Source organism: Vibrio sp. 1F279, assembly GCF_041439815.1.
GTDB lineage: Bacteria > Pseudomonadota > Gammaproteobacteria > Enterobacterales > Vibrionaceae > Vibrio > Vibrio tasmaniensis_A.
Genome location: NZ_JBGOOU010000107.1, coordinates 1 through 2121, shown reverse-complemented (window position 1 = coordinate 2121; position 2121 = coordinate 1). Strand labels below are relative to the sequence as shown.

Sequence of the window (2121 nt, the reverse complement as noted above, 5' to 3'; positions counted from 1 at the left end):
CTGAATTACGCAACAAAGCCCATAAATTGAGCCATAAATCACCTTTCCATTATGAATTTATATGTATAATGATAAACTTAATCATCAAGGTTATAAGTGATTAATTTAAGGTGCCAACAAAGTACCATCATATTAATTTTAAAACTAAAAAATATTTAGGATTATTATGAAACGTTTGAATTTAATAGGGATTTTAGTAACATCAGTTTTAATATCTAGATCAGTTTTAGCTAGCGATACACTGCAAGAAGGTATAAACATTCCCGTTGGTGAATCAATACATATAATGAGTGATATGGTTGATAATTCAGACTTGGTTTATATAAATGCAAAGTATTGGTTAGAATCAGGAATTTATTCAAATGGCATTGAAAATGCAATTGATTTAATTGTAAATAATGGTTATCGTTATCTGGTTGATTTTAGTGAAATAGAAGGAAATAAAGAAAAGATAAAGGCAAAACATGTCTTTAGAAAGGTATTTGGTATTTCATTGGAATCTGATTATATTGCAATAACTGAACATAACCATAACGTTATGTTTACAGAGATCAAGGATAGATATGACACAAATATCCCAATTTTGAGTAAACCTGCACCAAAAAGGCAAAAACGTTCAACATCAAACACCCCAGTAGTACACTCACCGGTACCGAGTATTTCTAGATATTATAATGCGACTAAACAAATTACTGATTCTGAATGTGATATCACTTGGAACACCCAATTAGGAGATAGATCGCGGCATCTTTGTAAAAATGCTAACATTTCGCTTGTTTATAAGATAAACATGCAACGCTCCCTTGCGTTCGGAACAATCGGCTCAGCAACGCCTGATGCTAAAATAGTAAGAGTTGGCATTGATGATTCAACCACTGGCGCAGGGATTAGTCTAAACCCTGAAATATATTCGATGTACTTAGCCTCAAGAGGCATTGTTTGGCCAAGTGGTGGGATTGAATCTGAATGGGTGTCATCCGCAATAGCACAAAACTATACGTTTGAAATGATGGCATCAAATAATAAAACAAGTATTTTAAGAACCATTCCAGCAACAAATTTAAATGTAAATTATGATAAGAAGGAAGTATCAACTTTTCAATTTGGTATTGGAGGTGATGTTGGTGCAGATAAAACATCACCCAAAATTAGTCTAAATGCCAACGCGTCATGGACAGAATCCAAGTGGTTATCATATAAAACATTTGATTATGCGGTAACGAAATCGTCAAAAAGCCCTCAACATGTATCTTTCAAATGGTCTAGAGAGCAATATAATTCACCACATGCGATACAAAAAGATGAATCGCCATATGGAGTAACAGTCAGAAAAAATTATTTTGGGAGGTTACACTTAATCAATCCAATAGGGTACGCAAACTTCACGCCCAAAATGGAAGTAATCTATTATTCTGAACCTGAGACCACAGGGACAACAGACATTAGTATATCCTCATCGGTTGGAATTACTGGGTATCGTTATTATTCAGAAATCCCATCTTGGGAAGTCCTAAGATATTATTATCCTAATGAAAAAGACTTTAAAATTAAAAATGTAAAAAAAGATATTAAATTCACTGTTGATTGGGATAATCCTGTATTTATTGGCGGAAAGCCGGTTAATTTACAATTGGGTAAATTTAACAATAAATGTGTAAGTGTTAATAAAAACCTCAGTGTTAATTCTGATACTTGTAATATATCCGAACTAAAGCAGTCATTTATTTTCGATACACTTAATCGATATCAGAGTACAAGCCAACCAGGTATGTGCTTGGATGCTAGTAACATTAAAAAAGTCAGCCCTTGCAGTTTAAAGCGAACACAAAGATGGAAATGGATAGATGACAAAGATGAACTAGAGAATTCATTTACTGGAAGTAGCCTTGGTTATACTGTAAATGAAGGAGAAATTAAATTAATTCCGAAAGAGAAAAAAGCTGAGGATAATATCAACTCAGTTTCAATGTTCTCGTCATACACGGATATATTTAATATGTGACATTTTTTCCCTTGAGAGTAATAACTCAAGGTTATTAAACTTACGAGTACTAAAATACGGTTCTGTCGCAAATCTAGTTAGAGGTGTGACAGGCCAACCGGCTTTGTTGCGTAATTCAA

Annotated in this window: 1 protein-coding gene; it reads left to right on the top strand. The window is 33.5% G+C overall.

The window, feature by feature from the left end; genetic code table 11:
- Window positions 1–166: 166 nt before the first annotated feature.
- Entirely contained in the window at window positions 167–2002 is a 1836-nt protein-coding gene (locus ACED60_RS25565; protein ID WP_017082774.1) for a leukocidin family pore-forming toxin, read from the top strand.
- Window positions 2003–2121: the final 119 nt, after the last annotated feature.